Consider the following 15,237-nt stretch of genomic DNA (forward strand, 5'->3'; position numbering starts at 1 on the left):
GCAGGAAAAGGCGCTGTTTGCGAGCAGAAGCTGCTACGGTTGCAAGCGCCTACACCTAACCATGCAGGATTATATTTCGTCGCAACTGCTATGGGGGCCTTGGTATCAGCCGTCGTCCTGGGCGCTGCTGGCGCCCGGATCGCTGCTTCAGGTGCTTTCGATCCCCGCACTTGTCGTTGGGCTTGCCCTGCTCTCGCTCAGGGCGCGGTCCATCTGGACTCTGATCACTGTTGTAGCTGGCCTGGCGGCTCTCGGCCTTATCCCATTCATCTGGGATATCCCGCCATTCAGCCGGGCCCAATTCCCGTGGCGGCTGCTGGGTATTATCGAGTTCGCCGCCATTACGGCCATGCTTGCCTGTCGTCCCAAAGCAGTCATTATGGGATTAGGAATGGGCCTTGTCATGTTCGCCTACACGAAATGGACGATGCATTCGGCAGAATATCTGACCAAGTCGGTTCCCTATGCCATGATTGCGCGCGATCTGCCCGATGCCGTGGAATATCTGCCTGTGGGGTTTGACACCCGGCTCATACGGGATGTCGATCGGAAGCCGGACCTGAGTGCATGGCACGACATCAAGGAAGGCGACGAACTTGTGGTGGACAAGCCAGGCGAGGTGATGATGCGGCGCGCCGCCTTCCCTATCTGGCGCGTGATGCGAGGCCAAGAGGTGGTGCCCTATCAAGGGCCTGTCATCCGGTTCTACGCCCGCCCTGGGACCTACCGGATAGAACGTGTTTACCTATGGCAGGAATGGGGAGGGCTGATCATCAGCTTGTGCAGCCTCCTCTTGCTGACCCTGGTTTGTCGCAGCCGACCTTATTTCGGCCGTTTCAACAGTCGCGCTAACGCACTGTCTTTCGTCGGCCCATGAAATGATAGCTATCGGGTAGATACCAAAATGGTATCCAAGAAGCCATCATGCAGGGTCACCCGCTGGGGGAATAGTCTCGCGCCGCCCCCTCCCTTCGGGCTGGAGCTTCGATCGCCAGGAAGCGAATGAGCGGCGCTAATGCCGAAAATCTTCCTGAATACCAACATCGCCCTTTACGCCTTCACTGATGACCCTCGATTGGACCTTGCAGAGGCGCTGCTGGCGCGGGGTGCCGAGATGAGCGTGCAGGTTCTAAGTGAATTCACCACTGTCGCGCACCGCGAACTTGGCTTGGAAGTAGGCTTTGCAAGCCATCCATGTGCTTGCCCGGACGATCCATTCTGTGGACCTCGATACGCGCGCTGGCTTGCTGGTAGAGGGCCGCTTGCAGATCATATACTCCTTTGCGTCGGCGGCGGCGGCGCAATCCGGTGAGCCTGCATAAAGAGGGTGCGCGAAAGCCAAATTCGTGCTTTCGAGTAGAAATTGCCAGAGCGGCATAATGGGCAAGGGAACGATCATAATGGGCACCCCGCAAGGCGAACTGTTCAAGCTCGACAGCCCCCTTGTCGGCGAGATCCGCGGTGAGCGGTCGCTGATGGCCTTTCCCTTCTTTGCGCTCAGCAAAAATGCCTGGATGAAGCCCCTCGCCTACGCCACCCCGACCGTGTCGATCGAGGTGCGTCCGAGCGCGCGGGGCGTTGCCACCATCTACGACAAGGAAATCGTCCTCTACATCGCTAGCCTCATGGCGTCGAAAATCGACGAAGGCGCGGCGGTTTCTCAGGATTTCACCTTCACCGCCCACGACCTGTTCAGCGTCACGGGCTCCAATCACAGCGCCCGTTCCTACTCGCGTCTCGCCGATGCACTGGAGCGGCTGCAGGGCACGCAGATCAAGACGAATATCGAGGCTGGAGGCGAAGGCGAAGACGGTTTCTTCTCCTGGTTGTCCGAAGCGCGGCTGCAATATGCACGTTCGGGCAAGGGCGAAAAGCGGCTGAAGGCGGTCAAGGTTCGGCTGTGCGACTGGCTTTTCCGCGCCATCCTGCGCGACCGGCAAGTGCTTGATTATGCGTCGACTTATTTCCAGCTGGGCCCCATTGAGCGCCGCATCTACGAGGTGGCGCGCTCTACCTGCGTCGATGGCGAACCGCTGGAGATGGACCTCCAGACGCTGAAACTTCAGATCGGCTTTCAGAACCCGCTTTCCAATTTCCGCATTGCCATGCGGCAGATCGCGGCGGCGAACGCCATTCCCGACTATGACATCAGCCTGATTGAGGACGCACCGGCAGAGGACGGTCCTCGCAAAGTCGGGCGCAGGCCTGCCAAGGCGCGGGTCATCCTCTCCCGTCGGCCGCAGCCGGGTCCTGAACTGATGATCGAGGGTCAGGTCGAAGAGGCCTGAAAGCCCCCTTTCCTACCGCCGACTTGCAAAGGGCTTTGCTCAGCCCTTCCTGATTCGCGCCTGCATGCTTTTGGTGGGCCAATTTCTACTCGAAAGCACGAATTGGGCCGTCCTAATTCTACTCGAAAGCACGAATCGAGGGGCAATTCCTACTTGAAAGCACGAATCAAACCGGACGAATTTTCGCTTTCCTACTCGAAAGCACGAACCGTAAAGCCTTCCACCGCGCGGATATTGCTGCGAATATGTTGCAGCTGGCCATGGGGGCTGAGCTGAGATGACTGAAGGGGTGGCTGTGACCACATAATAGAAAGCCCGGCACGAAGGCCGGGCATCCATTTGGGTAGTGGAGCGACGTCGCCAAACGTCGTCCGGGTCACAAACAGTCCCTTCTCCCTACGCCAGATCGAACGCCGTTTCAAGGATGCGCGCTTCGCGCCACGGTATCTTTTTGTCTGGTGACGGCCTTCCGCATGGAGGGACGAATGGGAACGCTTGGCTTTGGCGAGGCGATGGTGTCCGCGCTTAGCGCTGTGAAGATGCCGCGCCAAATAGGGTACGCACGGGCGCGATCCGGTGCGCCGCACCCGACAGGCGCGCCGGTGCTGCGCGACAGTGTGGAAGCAGGGACCTTCGAACATGTCTTCTTCGTCGCCCCTGCCAAGGGTGAGACCGATCGCCTGCTGCGCGCTGCCCGCCGCATTCTGGACGCAGGCCGCCAGCTGCGCAGTGAAGCTCGGCGCGATGGGCGCGAACTGACCCCGGCAGAGCGGCTGCTGACGTCGCTTACCGCCGCCAGCGTGCGGGTGTTCGAGGAAATCCTGACCCTCGCCCGCCTCAACAAGGGGCGCGTCTTCCCGAGCTATGATCATCTTACGCAGGCAACCAGCCTGGGCCGCGCCACCGTCGCGCGAGCACTGCGAATCCTGGAGGGGATCGGCTTCCTCGTCCGCCAGCGCCGTTTCAAGCGTGTCGCAGGCGACGGCCCCGGCCCCCGCTATGAGCAGACCTCCAACGCCTATCGCGCCTTCCTGCCCAAGATCGTCCAGGCCTATCTGCCTCGCTGGATGCGCCCAGCCCCCATCCCTGACGACGAGTTGCAGCGCGAAGCCGACCGGATCGAGGAGGTCAGGCATATGCACGCCCGACTGCCAGCCCATGAGCAGGCCGAGGCCGCGCTTAAAGGCCCGCTCGCCAAGGTCCTTGCCCGGCTCGACGCCGCGCTAGAGCGCAAGGAGCGTGAGTCTCAAAAAGAACCTCAACCGCTACTTGATTCATTTATAAAAGAGATCAGCGGAGTTGGCCTTGCCGGCCAACAACCTCATTACATATGAAAACCCAGCTTCACCCTCCTCCCAACCTCCTACAACACCACAATCCGGCAAAGGCCGAACGCACCGCTACGCGGCGCGAATGCTCCCCAGCGGGAGCAAGCGGTTATGGTGTATGCAAAACCCGCCGAAGCGCTGGAGGACAGCTTTTAATGAGGAAGCGCAGATTCGATGGTCAGTAACCAGCGCTACCTTTGGAAACCGCAATCCGGAAAGCATGCGCGCCACCATATGCGGTCGAAACAGACAGAATTCCTTCCTCGCGGGTATAAGGCGGAATGGCTGGCCTTGGGCTTCCATCATGGTATCGGATAGCTATCTGCTGGATAGCCTTTTGGCTCGGCATTCGACGTCTGCCCGTTTAAGCCGGCCCGTGCGAGGCTCCAGCTGGACCGATTAGAACTCATTGCCTTCTCCGCCCGAGATCAAATCTCCCGGCATCAGGAAACTATGAAGCTGCGCAAAGAGGCGGACCTCGGTTGGACTGACGCGACGAACAAGATGATGGGGCCCGATCTCGCTTGGTGCTGGAGGCTAAGAAGCAAGATTACAAACTATATGCGCTCTAAGCGAGCTTGTCGGCCTGCAGAAAGATGCGTTCTACTCAGGATGGGGGTTAGCCAGTCAGCCCCCGCTCCGTCCACGCAGACGGTCCAGGGGAGGGGTAGCGCGGCTTGCTTTCGCTGGCGTTCAAAGCCACCCTTAAGGTTCGTCTTTCATCCCACGGAGTTTGTATGTCTGAAACAAGGCCAAGACCGGAGACGCTCGCCGTGCATGCAGGTTGGCGGGCCGATCCGACGACTGGTTCGGTCGCTGTGCCCATTCACCAGACGACCTCTTACCAGTTTCGCGATGCCGACCATGCAGCATCTCTCTTCGCGCTTCAGGAAATGGGGAACATCTATACCCGGATCATGAATCCCACGACCGATGTTCTGGAAAAGCGCATTGCTGCGCTGGAGGGCGGCGCAGCGGCCCTGGCGGTAGCGTCGGGGCAGGCGGCTTCGGCCTATGCGATCCAGAATCTGGCACGCGCTGGCGACAATATCGTCAGTTCGACGGCTCTTTACGGTGGCACCTACAATCTGTTCGCGAATACGCTCAAGGATCAGGGCATAGACGTGCGCTTCGTCGACCCGTCCGATCCTGATAATTTTCACCGCGCTACCGATGCGCGCACCCGCGCCTATTATGCGGAGACCCTGCCCAATCCCAAGTTGGAGGTGTTCCCGATCGCGGATGTCGCCGCCATCGGGCGGGAGCAGGGTATCCCGCTCATCATGGACAATACGGCAGCGCCGCTGCTGTGTCGGCCGTTCGATCATGGCGCGGCGGTGGTGGTCTATTCTGCGACCAAATATCTGGGTGGTCATGGCACCTCCATCGGCGGCCTGATTGTCGATGGCGGCAATTTTGACTGGACGGCCTTTCCAAACCGGCAGCCGCTGCTCAATACGCCCGATCCCTCCTATCATGGCGCGATCTGGGCGGAGGCGGCGAAGCCGCTTGGTCCCATCGCCTATATTCTGCGGGCAAGGGTCATCCTGTTGCGGGACCTTGGCGCGGCGCTCTCGCCCTTCAACGCCTTCCAGCTGATCCAAGGCATCGAGACCGTCGCCCTGCGCATGGAACGGCATTGCGCCAATGCAGTAAGCGTAGCTGAACATCTGGTGCGGCATCCCGCGGTCACTCGGGTGATCCATCCCTCACAGCAGGAAGGGCGGGCGCGGGAGCTGGCGGATCGTTATCTGACAGGCGGGCAGGGCGGTCTTGTTGGCTTCGAACTGGCGGGCGGTCTCGCCGCAGGACGACGCTTTATCGACGCCTTGCAGCTATTCTATCATGTCGCGAATATCGGTGACGCTCGAAGCCTGGCGATCCATCCCGGCTCTACGACCCACTCGCAGCTGAACGAGGCGGAGCAACTCGCGTCCGGCGTATCACCGGGTTATGTCCGGCTCTCCATAGGGATCGAGCATATCAGCGATATTCTGGCTGACATCGATCAGGCGCTAGCCGCTGCCGCATGAGCTCCCGAGTAGTGATGCCCTCATGACGTCTCTCCTAAACCTGTGTAGCTCATCGGAATAGCTATCGGATATCCATCAGGTATCCAATAGCTATTCCGATATTCAGGCGCCGCTTTTCTGCTTCTCGGCTAAGGCTGCAAGAGCCTGTTCCAGCACCGCACCCAGCGGAAGACCCATATCATCGGCGATGGTATAGAGGGCAGTGATCGTCTCCTCAGTCGCTTTGATATTAATCTGGCGATTGCGTCCTGTGGTGTGACGCCGAGGCTGACGCGCCGGGGCAGGGGAGGGGGCGGCCTGAGCTTTCCGGCTCAGAAACCCGCTCGCCTGCGCAAGTTGATCGATTGCCTCCGCCGCGACAGGGCGAGAAGGGCTTTCCGGCGCGAAATCATCAAGGTCGCCAAAAGGGTTTGCCCTGCTCATCACGCCATCTCCGTCTTGTTTGCAGTTGCATTCCGGCTGTCCCGCAGCCGCTCGATCACTTCGACAGCGAACTGCTCAGCATTGACGATCGCCTTGTCGAGATTGGGCACGTCTTTCTCGTCCAGATCCTCCAGTGTCTTCTGGAAGGAAAAGATCGCCCTAAACGCCTCTCGCTCATGCAGCTGCGTCGTGAACACCGGCACCCCGGCATCGTTGAGGCCCCTCTGAATATGCCCCATGGTACGCGTGCGGATGATCGGACTGGTGCGGGTGAGGAGCACGCCGAAGGGCACGGCGCGTCCCGTCATCTTCTCATGCTGCTTGAGCACCTTGATGGCCCGCCCCGCCTGCTCGGCATCAAGCTGCGATCCTTGCATCGGGATCACTACCAGATCGGCCTGGCTGACGGCGAGCAACACGATCTTGGCGGCGGTACCCTCCAGATCAACGATGACGAATGGGGTCTGCGCGGCGGCTTCCTCGATCCGGTCGAGGATATTGTCCTCGTCCACGTCGGCAATGATGGAGAGGTTTTCCGAAAGATCGGCCCCTTTGCTCCAGGCCTGAATCGGATGATTGGGATCCGCATCGATCACCGTCACCTTGGCGCCACGCGCGACTTCTGAAGCGAGCAAAAGCGCGGCCGTTGTCTTGCCGACGCCGCCCTTGGGACTGACAAATACGACTGTAGGCATAAGCGTTCCCCTTTTCGGATACCATCTAGCTATCTGGTCGCTATCAGGTCAATGGATAGCTATCTGGTAGCTACCGGATAATTCGATCTCATCAGGCTCGCCGTTTTTCCATTTGTTCCTCTTGCCCAATCCGCTATCGCAGCGCCGCATGCAGCCGAGCCGGACAGACCCCTATCCTTTGGAAAAGGCCAGCGCCGGGCTGACCCTGGCTATCCATTTTGATGCTTTCCGCACAGATCCCCGGGCTTATCTGATGGCCATGTGGTGGCGCATACGCCGCAAGAGGCTGCGGTCGCGTGGCCAGATGGCGCGGCTCCTGGGGACGTCGCCAAGAGCCTATGATATGTGGCTGATGTTGCGGGATGACGTCATTTCTACTGCAAACAGCAGCGGCGAAAAGCCGCCGATCCTTGCCTTGATTGATGTGAAAGCAGGGCTGGTAGAGGAGACCCTGGAAAATCTGGAAGCGGAAGGCTTGCCAGCGTTGTTGATTGGCACGGCCGACGTGCCGGATCTGGCGACGGCGGCACGACAGATTGATTGGAGCGCCGCGCTCTGGTTGATGCCGATCGTAGCCGGCGACAGGCTCGCGCGGGGGGCGGCAAGTGCTTACCGCGCTGCAATCGCCGGGGCGAAGGCCGGGATCATCTATGCCGATGACGACCTGATCAGCAAGGATGGCCGACGCACCGCGCCGCACTTCAAGCCTGACTGGAACAGCGAGCTATACCAGCATTTCGATTATCTGTCAGGAGCCTGCATTATTTGGGCCTTGCGCAATGATCTCGAAGCGCTTTCCGGCACTTCTGATTGGCCCCGCCGTTTGGTGGAACGGGCCTTAGGAGAGGGGACCCCGCTACATATCAGCAAGATCCTGCATCATCGCCAACAGCGCCCCCGCCCTCAACTACCGGCTGCTCCCGCCAGTCGAGCAAATCCCCTGCCGTCAATCAGCGTCGTCATACCGACGCGCAATCGCGTGGATCTGCTGAAAACATGTCTGAACGGCCTCGCGGCCACCGACTATCCTGACCTGGAAGTCATCATCGTCGATAATGACAGCGACGATCCGCAGACGCTTGAGTTTCTCGCTGGCCTTGATCCTGCGGGTCATCGCGTTTTGCGGCATGGGGGGGCGTTCAATTACTCCGCCATCAACAATCGTGCCGTGGAAGAAGCGCGCGGCCGTCTGCTGTGCCTGCTGAATAATGATATCGAGGTGATAGAGCCGAACTGGCTGGCGACCATGGCGGCCCAAGCCATGCGTGACGATGTCGGCGCGGTTGGCGCGCGGCTGCTCTATCCCGATGGGCGTATCCAGCATGCCGGGGTCGTCATCGGCATGGGGAACGCGGCGGGGCACGCGCACCGCTTCCTTCAGCCCGATGAAGAGGGCTATTTCCAACGTCATGCGCTGCCGCAATTCGTCTCGGCGGTGACGGCGGCCTGTCTGGTCGTGACGCGCGATCGTTTTAATGCCGTCGGCGGCCTTGATGAGCGCAATTTCTCGGTTGCTTTCAACGATGTGGATCTGTGCCTGCGGTTGAACCAGCGGGGGTGGCAATCGCTCTACGAACCGCGCGCAACGCTCATACATCATGAGTCAGTTTCCCGTGGTTTTGATCGGGACCCTTTGGGCGCCGCGAGGCTGGCCGGCGAGTTGGACGCGCTGAAACGGCTATGGGGTACAGGGGAGGTGGTCGATCCCTTCCATCATCCTGAGCTGAGCCGCGCAAGCGAGCGCTTCGTGGTAAGGCTAGAAGCGTGACAGACCGACCCAAGCAGGAGGCTGCCCGGCGAGCGCTGCCGCAGGTTACCTTGTGCGCCGCGACGTCGGTCAATGTGAAGGCGACACTGCGCGCGCTGGAGGCGAGCCTGGCGCAGGTCGATTTTGCGGCCTGTAAACTCTTCACGGATGCGCCTGTGCACCATGGGCACCCGGATATTTCCGTCATCCCCATCCCGCGGCTTAACTCTGCGGCCGCCTATTCGGATTTCATGCTCTCGCAGTTGGTTGACCATGTGGAGACATCATATTGCCTGGTAGTGCAGTGGGACGGCCATGTGATTAACGCGGATCGGTGGCGTGCCGAATTTCTCGACTATGACTATATCGGGGCGAGCTGGCCGCAATTTGATGACGGGCATGATGTCGGCAATGGCGGCTTCTCCTTGCGTAGCCGGCGATTGATGGAGGCCTGTAGGGACGGCCAGTTCGTGCCTTTTCACCCCGAGGATATTGCGATCGGCCGGGCAAATCGCAGCTGGTTGGAGGGCCGGGGGGTGCGCTTCGCACCCCGGGCGCTGGCAGACTTGTTCGCCACTGAACGGAGCGGGAGCCTGGGACAGAGTTTTGGCTATCACGGCGTCTGGCATATGCCCCGTGGGATCGGGGTTGATGCCTTCTGGCGAATTTATCGGGATCTGGACGACAAAACGACCGTGAAACATGATTTTGCTAGCATCCTGAAGGACGTTGGACAGGGCTCCGGTGGTTCGTGGCGTGTGGCAAGAATGATATTTGACCGTGTGAAACAAAGCATGCCTTAGGCGAGCAGCGTTGATTGAACATGCCCCACCTGTTCGCCAGCAAGGCGTGGTAAGCCGTGACCAATGTCTCCCCCAGTTTGCCGCTGATCGAGTCTCCGCTTCTTCCTATGCTGAAGGCATCGCAGGGACTGACCTCGGAAGGGAGAAGATCGCTAAGCGAGATAATCTGGCAAACCTACACAAATCTGTCTAGCTGATGAAGCATACACACAATCTGAACTTCAAGCGACAAGCCTCCGAAAGTGACGTTCGAACATGGAAAAGATTGGTGCAATTGGCGATTTTTATGATCACGCGCATAACAGCCGGTACATCTCATTCGATTTGTTCGATACGCTCATCCGCCGCAAGTTTTTGGCAGTAAATGAAGTTCATGACCTGGTCAGCGCATATGCGCTGACCTTGATGGGGCTCCGTTCCCGATATCGGCCACAAGATGTGACGATGCTGCGGTACCGGATGGCAACGGCCCTAAAAGGGCGGACGGATATAGAGATCCAAGAGCCCACCATTGAGATGGTATGGGATCATTGGCTCGCGCATCACCAAATGATGGGTGATGAAAAAGCCCGGCGTGATATGGTGCGGCGCATTGTTCACTTCGAGCATTCGATTGAAATGGCTAACTTAGCCTTGGTCGAGGGAGCAAAAGAGCTTCTAGAGCGGCTCCGTGGGGAAAAGCGCACCCTTATTGTTATCTCCGATATGTATTTTGAAATGACAGATATGGAGGCAATTCTCAAAAAGCTCCAGATACTGCATTTATTTGACCATATCTATGTATCCGCAGATGCCAATCTCACCAAGCAGAGGGGTGATTTGTTCTCAAAGGTTATTAGAGATTTAAAGATAAATCCCGACGATATGTTGCATGTCGGTGATAATCTCGCGTGTGATATAGAAATGGCTGCACAATTAGGAATTAGAGCAGTTCACGTCGAGCAGCACCCTCTTCTTCGATTGGCGCGTCCGGACTATGGAATGCGAAATAATATTGAAGAGGATATATCAGATATCGTCAAGACACATATTTTCTCTGTTTTATTTAATGCCCATAATCGACGAGATGATCACATTTATTTTATGGCACGCGATGGGCTAGCTATAAGTAGTTTTTTTGAAGAGTGGAAATCTCCACTAAGAGACAATTTTCTACCTTCCCCCGGTCACAGTGACATGTACCTCAATCGGGTGCTTACAATATGGGCAAATGTTGATTTTTCAGTTGATTGGCTCCCTCACGCTGTTGGTATTGCGTTTTGGTTGAAAGAGGGAACTGCAACAGCAAGTGAGATTTCTCATTTGCTGGGCATTGAAGAATGCCCTCAAGAGCTAGGTGAACATCCTCTAACCTCCATTAATGATACGTTCCGAGTGGCGAACGCCTATCGAGAAGCGGGGCTAGAAGACAAAATTAAGTCTTCCATTATTAAAAAGCGTCTTGATATAGAGCGATACCTAGAAGGACTTGATTTCTATAATTATAAATCTGTTGCAATATCCGATCTAGGTTATTCTGGCACTGTTTCGCGAGCACTGAATTCATTCTTAGTTCAGCGTTGTGCGGAGGGCGGATCATTTGTGCCCCCGATGATGTTTCTTCACCTCATTGCGACATACCACAATTTTGAGGTTAATCGCCCTTACGCCTTACCTTTTTGCGAAATGTCAGATGAGGTTCTATTTCCAATAGAAAAGCTACCTGATTCTTTATCTGGATCTTATGCATGGCTTGAATATTTCTTCAAGCATCCAACTCTTCTGCCGATCCTTAACTTTGTTGAAGGAGGGAATGGAGGTCTTTCTCCCCAGCTGTGTGAGGCTGCCCAACCCGAATTCGAATTTCCTTCTGAAAAGTTGTTAAGGTACGCGACGCACGCCGATCAAGACATTGTGTTGATGTGGATGGCGGCGACCAACAATTTCAATTTTTTGGTCGATCCCTTGATCGAAAGATTTAGTCAGCCAGACGCTGACACTCTATCTCAGATGCGGGAGCAGATTTACGAACTTGATCCCATCGCGGGCACGACCCGCTCACCCATTCTTGAGGTTGAGAACGCACTCCCCGAGGCCGTAGCTGAGGTCGCACGCAAGAAAGATTACTGGATTGCTGGCTCTGTTGCGGCATCTCAACTTCTCGCGGCGTCGAGGAATGGGCTGCGAGAAGAAGCCCGACATAATAATGCTCCAACTAAGCGGAGCTGGATCCAGCGTTTAAGAAACAATGCTACCGTAGCTATCATGTGGCGTGGGTTCGAAGCGGATTTTTATAGGGGATTTTATCCTGACCTCCGCGTTTTTAAAACAGACGCAGATCTTTGGAAGCACTATGATAATCACGGTCGGGAAGAGCGGCGTTTGCCTTCTCGCGCGGCATTCCTTGCTCGATTAGAGGCGGAATGTGGAACCATTCCCGACGACTTTGATCACAGTATCTATTTACGGCTTAATCCTGATATCGCTCATGTGGCGGATACGCCTGAACGCGCCCTCGATCATTTTGTCCGCATCGGACGATCGGAAGGGAGAAAATATCGGTATGTCTTGGATGACATCAGGCAGGATTTCGAACAGCTTTGTGCTTCAGGCATTGTTATATTCGATTCGAGTGAGCAGCGCCGTGTTGATAAAGGGGAAGGAGTCGTCGATGTCTTTTTGAGCCGCTATGGAATCCGGAGCGGGCCTTGGATTTTTGACATCGACGTTGCGGAGTTCCGCGGCCTTTATAGACACTGGGCAGGGGATGTATCCACGGCAGCAGAGGTTATTGTAGCCCTATGTGAGAAGGGCTTGGATTTCGCTCCGTCGTTTTCATTGAAATCAACATTCGATCCGAAATTTTATCGCTCGCAAATCACAGAACGGCAAGATTTGAGCGATGCCGAATTGTTTCGGCACTATCTTAACGTCGGGAGCCAGAAAGGTGCGGCGCCATCAGAGCAGGCGTGGCTGTTACGTATATGGGGTCATGAGGAATTCCCTACCGCGTTTGATTGGGTCGCTTGGCACAGAACGCAAAAAGGCCATCTCAAGGGTAGCAGCCGCTGCGAAATTCTAGAAGCTTTCATAGCCTCACCTGGAATTTCTAAAGCGACATTCGTGAAGGGGGAAGGGGCACCTCAATTTCTTGAATATCTTGCGACGCATTCGTGGTTGAACCGTCATGATCTCAGCGAAGCCCGCTTCTTCATGAGGGCGGCGATGACCGCAGGCGGTAACCGCGGGTGGCTCGAGCACATGCTCGGAGACATCGAGGATCAGGCTGGCAACAGCGAGCAAGCCCTTATCCATTATCGAAATGGAGTGAGCTCTCCAACACCCAATCGCTGGAGCTACCTCAAGGCGGCTAACCTTATGCTTATGCAAAGGCATTATAGCGCCGCCCTTACCTGCCTAGAGTCAGGTAGGCATGTGTGGCAAGAAGCCGCACCGTGGCGTCAGTACTATGATCGCGCAATGCATATGCGCTCAAATAATTGCGTCAGCCGTATCGTTGCCCGACCTGGGAGTGCGAAGGAATTGGATATCGCGGATCGCTTGATTAGCGATATCTCGTCTCGCATTCCTGAGGGTGCCAAATTTAACGGAGATGCGATAGGCGTTCTTATATTTACCGGGCGTCCGTTATATCGAGGTAGAGATTTCTCTAAGCATCGTCATATAGCGTTACGAAGCCTACAGGAGTTGGATAGCTTAGATTATCTTGGAACCATGCTTCAGTCTCAAGAGGTCGTTTTCCACGAGGTGCCTTTTACGTACGAGGTAGCAAGAGCGATCCTGACTGCGCGCGCGTTGGGCAAGCGGACGATCTTGTGGCTTGGAGACCTTCGCCACTGGAATGATTACGATCTTGATCAATCTATTTGGGGTGAAAACGGGGAGCAAAGCGAGTTTCGTAGATCTTCCTTATGGGAAATGGCGCTAGTCGCACGCTACTGTGATGAAGCGGTAACGACAGTGGGAGGGTGCCTTAATGCTCTCTCTGTAGTAGCGCCTAATACACCGCGACAGTTCCTCCGGTACCAACCGATGAATATTCGAGGCGACCAAAAGCAGCGTAAAGTGGTTATGATACTGCCAAATCAGGGTATGGGTTCGGAAGACCAGAAGGCTTTGGCAAAAGCAATCGCCGAAGTGGCAAAAAGTAATAAAAACCTAGACTTCGTTGTAGATGATCAGCTTATTCTCTGCCGGGAGTTGAAAGAAATTCAGCCGCGGTTGCTTAAGATTGATAACGATCCTTCCATTTCAGTACTGTCAGAGACAATACCGACCATCGATCTCGTGGTCCAGTCGGTGTCATTTGACAAGCCGGAGCCTTACGCAGCATGGATTGACGCCGAAGCTGGCGAAGTGCCTTTTTTGGTCGTCCAGCAAGATAAAGGATCTAAGGTCCTGCCGACAAGGTCGGCGGAGTGCTATGATCATAAAGTACGGTTGGTTGAAGGAGATCTTTCAGCCGCTATGATCGCGGCGTTGGAAGATAATGATAAGATCTGTCAAGGTGCGGTGCCTCCACCAGTTTTGATATCTGATAACGCCCGGAGCGTGGTGCTTACAGAGAGATCCAAATCAAAGATCCTGTTTGTGAACGTTTGGTTTGCTCCGCAGCTAATAGGTGGAGCCACTCGCGTTATGAAAGATAATGTGGATTACTTTATCGATAATCATCGCGATGAATTTGAAATTTCTATATTCTGCACAGATGAATCTAACGACGATTGCGGGCAATTCAGCGTCGATACCTACAGAGGTGTGCCTGTCTTTCGGATAGCGACACCGCAAGAGGAAAATATTTATTGGCGTCCGGAAAACGCTATGGCAGCTGCGAGATTTGCAGAGGTGCTAGATAGCTTTAAGCCTGATCTAGTTCATATACATTGCCTCCAACGACTTGGAGCTACGATTGCAGATGTCTGCGGATCCCGTGACATTCCATATTTAATTACAATGCATGATGCTTGGTGGCTCTCAGACTTCTTCTTCTTGTCCGATAACCTCGGTTTGCCAGTTTCGGTGCATCAGGATTATTTCGCGCAATCAAGATTAAAAAATGTTGGCGTATTGAACTCTGCTCGACGTGCCCAGCAGTTGCGGGAAGCTCTGCTTGGGGCTCGGCGGCGCCTCGCGGTATCACAGAGTTTTCAGCGAATATACGATCAATGCGGTATACCCTGCGACGTCCTGGAAAATGGCGTATCAAGGATATTGCAAAAAGAGCGCCACGCCGAAAGTGGACCTGTTGCTATGTGCCATATAGGCGGTTTGGAGCGCCACAAAGGAGCGTATCTCATTGAGGCTGCGCTCAAGGCGCATCCATTCGCCAATCTTGAGCTGACGATAGTCGACCTTGCAAGAGCGCCAGGACACGACACCCATACGTTTTGGGGGCAAACTCGAGTTACGATCACAGGGAGAATGTCTTCAGAAGATTTGGCGAGCCTTTATGCGCGCTCTAATATCTTGCTGGCACCTTCTACCTGTGAGGAGAGTTTTGGCTTGGTGACCCGAGAGGCCTTGGCTCACGGTCTGTGGGTAGTCGCAAGCGATCGCGGTGCCATGGCGGAGCCCGTAGTCCCTGGTGAGAATGGGTTTGTTGTGTCGGTAAATGATATATCAGATATCGTTAGCGTTTTCATGGCAATAGATCGAGATCATATAAGGTATAAGAAATCACCTGCGAAGTTACCCGCTATGCGAACTGCTGATGATCAGTCGAGGGATCTTGTCGATATCTATCGGAAGGTCATCAACGACATGGAGAATATAAAGACGATTTCTCAAGCATCTACAATCAGGTAGAGATCGGATGAAAAAGGCCGGTGATGAGGACAAATAAGATGTGGAACTGACAATCAGATCATCGGGGTGACCTGTCGCCCTCCCCCGGGGGATTTTCCTCCAAGCTTGATTAGAG

The 15,237-nt window shown here is 55.5% G+C and carries 9 protein-coding genes and 1 pseudogene; 8 read left to right on the plus strand and 2 right to left on the minus strand.

Annotation, left to right across the window (positions count from 1 at the left end; all coding sequences use genetic code 11):
* The 5 genes and pseudogenes from SPHS8_RS17675 to SPHS8_RS17695 form a co-directional block, all read left to right on the plus strand.
* Window positions 1-877, plus strand: a pseudogene (locus SPHS8_RS17675) (integral membrane-like protein); the annotation flags it as partial.
* A 138-nt stretch (window positions 878-1,015) separates the two neighbouring features.
* Window positions 1,016-1,312, plus strand: a complete 297-nt coding sequence (locus SPHS8_RS17680; RefSeq protein ID WP_201516649.1) for a hypothetical protein — start codon at window positions 1,016-1,018, stop codon at window positions 1,310-1,312.
* Window positions 1,313-1,400: 88 nt separating this feature from the next.
* A complete protein-coding gene (locus SPHS8_RS17685) occupies window positions 1,401-2,288 on the plus strand; it encodes a replication initiator protein A (protein WP_201516650.1) in 888 nt (295 codons plus the stop codon).
* Window positions 2,289-2,773: 485 nt separating this feature from the next.
* Window positions 2,774-3,622: a helix-turn-helix domain-containing protein gene (locus SPHS8_RS17690; protein WP_201516651.1), complete on the plus strand. Its 849-nt coding sequence runs from the start codon at window positions 2,774-2,776 to the stop codon at window positions 3,620-3,622.
* 731 nt (window positions 3,623-4,353) lie between these two features.
* On the plus strand, window positions 4,354-5,649 hold the full coding sequence (locus tag SPHS8_RS17695) for an O-acetylhomoserine aminocarboxypropyltransferase/cysteine synthase family protein (RefSeq protein WP_201516652.1): 1,296 nt from the start codon (window positions 4,354-4,356) through the stop codon (window positions 5,647-5,649).
* Window positions 5,650-5,751: 102 nt separating this feature from the next.
* On the opposite strand, the gene SPHS8_RS17700 is transcribed toward SPHS8_RS17695, so the two are convergent.
* Window positions 5,752-6,072 (minus strand): hypothetical protein, encoded by a 321-nt coding sequence (locus tag SPHS8_RS17700; protein ID WP_201516653.1) that lies wholly within the window; start codon window positions 6,070-6,072, stop codon window positions 5,752-5,754.
* Window positions 6,072-6,767: a ParA family protein gene (locus tag SPHS8_RS17705; RefSeq protein WP_201516654.1), complete on the minus strand. Its 696-nt coding sequence runs from the start codon at window positions 6,765-6,767 to the stop codon at window positions 6,072-6,074. Before SPHS8_RS17705 ends, SPHS8_RS17700 begins: the two co-directional genes overlap by 1 nt.
* A 253-nt stretch (window positions 6,768-7,020) precedes the next feature.
* On the opposite strand from SPHS8_RS17705, the gene SPHS8_RS17710 reads away from it, so the two are divergent.
* The 3 genes from SPHS8_RS17710 to SPHS8_RS17720 all read left to right on the plus strand — a co-directional run bounded on the left by SPHS8_RS17710 (window position 7,021) and on the right by SPHS8_RS17720 (window position 15,122).
* Window positions 7,021-8,535: a glycosyltransferase family 2 protein gene (locus SPHS8_RS17710; protein WP_236575248.1), complete on the plus strand. Its 1,515-nt coding sequence runs from the start codon at window positions 7,021-7,023 to the stop codon at window positions 8,533-8,535.
* 74 nt (window positions 8,536-8,609) lie between these two features.
* Window positions 8,610-9,317: a DUF5672 family protein gene (locus tag SPHS8_RS17715; RefSeq protein WP_236575249.1), complete on the plus strand. Its 708-nt coding sequence runs from the start codon at window positions 8,610-8,612 to the stop codon at window positions 9,315-9,317.
* A 255-nt stretch (window positions 9,318-9,572) separates the two neighbouring features.
* Complete coding sequence (locus SPHS8_RS17720; RefSeq protein WP_201516656.1) at window positions 9,573-15,122, plus strand: HAD-IA family hydrolase; 5,550 nt, start codon at window positions 9,573-9,575, stop codon at window positions 15,120-15,122.
* Window positions 15,123-15,237: the final 115 nt, after the last annotated feature.

This window comes from Sphingobium sp. S6 (assembly GCF_905120495.1).
Taxonomy (GTDB): domain Bacteria; phylum Pseudomonadota; class Alphaproteobacteria; order Sphingomonadales; family Sphingomonadaceae; genus Sphingobium; species Sphingobium agri.

Bases quoted from the DNA above. Each gene is read 5' to 3' on its own strand.
- SPHS8_RS17695 (WP_201516652.1), top strand. From the start codon at position 4,354: ATGTCTGAAACAAGGCCAAGACCGGAGACGCTCGCCGTGCATGCAGGT.
- SPHS8_RS17685 (WP_201516650.1), top strand. From the start codon at position 1,401: ATGGGCACCCCGCAAGGCGAACTGTTCAAGCTCGACAGCCCCCTTGTC.
- SPHS8_RS17720 (WP_201516656.1), top strand. From the start codon at position 9,573: ATGGAAAAGATTGGTGCAATTGGCGATTTTTATGATCACGCGCATAAC.
- SPHS8_RS17700 (WP_201516653.1), bottom strand. From the start codon at position 6,072: ATGAGCAGGGCAAACCCTTTTGGCGACCTTGATGATTTCGCGCCGGAA.
- SPHS8_RS17710 (WP_236575248.1), top strand. From the start codon at position 7,021: ATGGCCATGTGGTGGCGCATACGCCGCAAGAGGCTGCGGTCGCGTGGC.
- SPHS8_RS17705 (WP_201516654.1), bottom strand. From the start codon at position 6,767: ATGCCTACAGTCGTATTTGTCAGTCCCAAGGGCGGCGTCGGCAAGACA.
- SPHS8_RS17690 (WP_201516651.1), top strand. From the start codon at position 2,774: ATGGGAACGCTTGGCTTTGGCGAGGCGATGGTGTCCGCGCTTAGCGCT.
- SPHS8_RS17680 (WP_201516649.1), top strand. From the start codon at position 1,016: ATGCCGAAAATCTTCCTGAATACCAACATCGCCCTTTACGCCTTCACT.